We start from the raw sequence: 3,634 nt of genomic DNA, 5'->3' as shown, positions 1-3,634 counted from the left end.
TAAAAGAAGTCCGGCGGTGTCCTACTCTCCCACAGGGTCCCCCCTGCAGTACCATCGGCGCTGTGAGGCTTAGCTTCCGGGTTCGGAATGTAACCGGGCGTTTCCCTCACGCTATGGCCGCCGAAACACTATAGATGTTTCAATCAAAACACATAACAAAGTCATTGTCATGCGGTTCTCGACCGTACATCGAGAACCACTCAGTGGACGCGTAGCACCAACAAACGGTGTGTTATCAAGTCATCGGCTTATTAGTACCAGTCAGCTGCATGCATTACTGCACTTCCACATCTGGCCTATCAACCCAGTAGTCTGGCTGGGAGCCTCTCACCCGAAGGTATGGAAATCTCATCTTGAGGCCGGCTTCCCGCTTAGATGCTTTCAGCGGTTATCCATCCCGAACGTAGCTAATCAGCGGTGCTCCTGGCGGAACAACTGACACACCAGAGGTTCGTCCAACCCGGTCCTCTCGTACTAGGGTCAGATCCTCTCAAATTTCCTACGCGCGCAGCGGATAGGGACCGAACTGTCTCACGACGTTCTAAACCCAGCTCGCGTACCGCTTTAATGGGCGAACAGCCCAACCCTTGGGACCTACTCCAGCCCCAGGATGCGACGAGCCGACATCGAGGTGCCAAACCATGCCGTCGATATGGACTCTTGGGCAAGATCAGCCTGTTATCCCCGAGGTACCTTTTATCCGTTGAGCGACAGCGCTTCCACAAGCCACTGCCGGATCACTAGTCCCGACTTTCGTCCCTGCTCGACCTGTCAGTCTCACAGTCAAGCTCCCTTGTGCACTTACACTCGACACCTGATTGCCAACCAGGTTGAGGGAACCTTTGGGCGCCTCCGTTACTTTTTGGGAGGCAACCGCCCCAGTTAAACTACCCACCATGCACTGTCCCTGAACCGGATTACGGTTCGAAGTTAGATATCCAGAGTGACCAGAGTGGTATTTCAACAATGACTCCACATGAACTGGCGTCCATGCTTCACAGTCTCCCACCTATCCTACACAAGCCACACCGAACACCAATACAAAGCTATAGTAAAGGTCACGGGGTCTTTCCGTCCTGCTGCGCGTAACGAGCATCTTTACTCGTAATGCAATTTCGCCGAGTTCGCGGTTGAGACAGTTGGGAAGTCGTTACGCCATTCGTGCAGGTCGGAACTTACCCGACAAGGAATTTCGCTACCTTAGGATGGTTATAGTTACCACCGCCGTTTACTGGGGCTTAAATTCTCAGCTTCGCCTTGCGGCTAACCGGTCCTCTTAACCTTCCAGCACCGGGCAGGCGTCAGTCCGTATACATCGTCTTGCGACTTGGCACGGACCTGTGTTTTTAGTAAACAGTCGCTACCCACTAGTCTCTGCGGCCTCCAAACGCTTTCGGAGCAAGTCCTAATACGTCGAAGGCCCCCCTTCTCCCGAAGTTACGGGGGCATTTTGCCGAGTTCCTTAACCACGATTCTCTCGATCTCCTTGGTATTCTCTACCTGACCACCTGAGTCGGTTTGGGGTACGGGCGGCTTGAACCTCGCGTCGATGCTTTTCTTGGCAGCATAGGATCATCCACTTTCTATCCGCATCGTGTCTCAGCCTCTGTGAGAGACGGATTTGCCTATCTCTCGGCCTACGCACTTGCACCGGGACAACCATCGCCCGGCTGGACTACCTTCCTGCGTCACACCTGTTAATACGCTAACCGCACCAGAATGGGGTCGTGCGCTAGGCCCAACGCGTCACCCCGAAGGGATCAGTCACTGGGATTCAGACACTTAGCACTACTGGATTAGTTGGGGCGGTTCTTCGCCGGTACGGGAATATCAACCCGTTGTCCATCGACTACGCCTGTCGGCCTCGCCTTAGGTCCCGACTTACCCAGGGAAGATTAGCTTGACCCTGGAACCCTTGGTCTTTCGGAGGACGTGTTTCTCACACGTCTTTCGCTACTCATGCCTGCATTCTCACTCGTGTAGCCTCCACGGCTGGTTTACACCGCCGCTTCGCTGGCCACACGACGCTCTCCTACCCATCAACACGGCTGGACCACGAAGGCCTACCAATAATGTCAATGCCACAACTTCGGTGGCGTGCTTGAGCCCCGTTACATTGTCGGCGCGGAATCACTTGACCAGTGAGCTATTACGCACTCTTTCAAGGGTGGCTGCTTCTAAGCCAACCTCCTGGTTGTCAAGGCAACTCCACATCCTTTCCCACTTAGCACGCGCTTTGGGACCTTAGTTGGTGGTCTGGGTTGTTTCCCTCTCGACTATGAAGCTTATCCCCCACAGTCTCACTGCTGCGCTCTCACTTACCGGCATTCGGAGTTTGGCTGACGTCAGTAACCTTGTAGGGCCCATCGGCCATCCAGTAGCTCTACCTCCGGCAAGAAACACGCAACGCTGCACCTAAATGCATTTCGGAGAGAACCAGCTATCACGAAGTTTGATTGGCCTTTCACCCCTATCCACAGCTCATCCCCTCAGTTTTCAACCTAAGTGGGTTCGGTCCTCCACGACGTCTTACCGTCGCTTCAACCTGGCCATGGATAGATCACTTCGCTTCGGGTCTAGGACATGCGACTGAATCGCCCTATTCAGACTCGCTTTCGCTACGGCTACCCCTCAACGGGTTAACCTCGCCACATATCGCTAACTCGCAGGCTCATTCTTCAAAAGGCACGCTGTCACAGCTACTAAGGCTGCTCCAACGGTTTGTAAGCAAACGGTTTCAGGTACTATTTCACTCCCCTCCCGGGGTACTTTTCACCTTTCCCTCACGGTACTTGTCCGCTATCGGTCATCTGGGAGTATTTAGGCTTATCAGGTGGTCCTGACAGATTCACACGGGATTTCACGGGCCCCGTGCTACTTGGGATACTCTTCGCGCCACGGTTGGCATTTCGACTACGGGGTTGGCACCCTCTATGACCGGCCTTTCAAGACCGTTCGTCTATACCATCGTGTAACGCCGCCATCTCGGCAGAGATGACTGAAAAGTCCCACAACCCCCAACGTGCAACGCCTGCCGGCTATCACACACGCTAGGTTTAGCCTGTTCCGGTTTCGCTCGCCACTACTAACGGAATCGCGGTTGCTTTCTCTTCCTGTGGGTACTGAGATGTTTCACTTCCCCACGTTCCCTCTACCCGCCCTATATATTCAGGCGGGAGTCACTAGGTCGGCACGCCGCCCAGCGGGGTTTCCCCATTCGGACACCCTCGGATCAAAACTTGCTTATCAGTTCCCCGAGGCTTATCGCAGATTGCTACGTCCTTCTTCGGCTCCAGATGCCAAGGCATTCACCGTTTGCTCTTAAAGACTTGATAAATCACATGAGTTTGAATCAGAATCGACACCAGACACAAGGCCTGGCTTGAAATTGACTAATGATCTTTAAGATCATCTTGTGCAACCGACAAAAGCCGGCTGCAAGATGCTCGCGTCCACTGTGTAGTTCTCAAAGTACGGGCGGTACCCCTTCCCGCTCCCCCCACAAGGGAAACAACAAGAGGCCCAGAGGTACGAAAACGATCCGAAGATCGCATCCGGTCCCTCAGGACCCAACAGCGTGCAGGTGCGACACCCGAAACCCTCCCCGTTCCCACCGCAAGCGGTGTACTAAGCG

Annotated in this window: 2 rRNA genes; both read right to left on the bottom strand. The window is 54.2% G+C overall.

What is annotated here, in order from left to right:
• Window positions 1–8 precede the first annotated feature (8 nt).
• Window positions 9–125, bottom strand: a 5S ribosomal RNA gene (rrf, locus tag QMA07_RS16935).
• Between the two features lie 106 nt (window positions 126–231).
• Window positions 232–3,335 (bottom strand): 23S ribosomal RNA (locus QMA07_RS16930).
• Window positions 3,336–3,634 lie beyond the last annotated feature (299 nt).

This window comes from Microbacterium sp. APC 3901 (assembly GCF_030407765.1).
GTDB lineage: Bacteria > Actinomycetota > Actinomycetes > Actinomycetales > Microbacteriaceae > Microbacterium.
The sequence above is the reverse complement of the archived record's forward strand: the minus strand, read 5'-3'. Positions and strand labels throughout refer to the sequence as shown.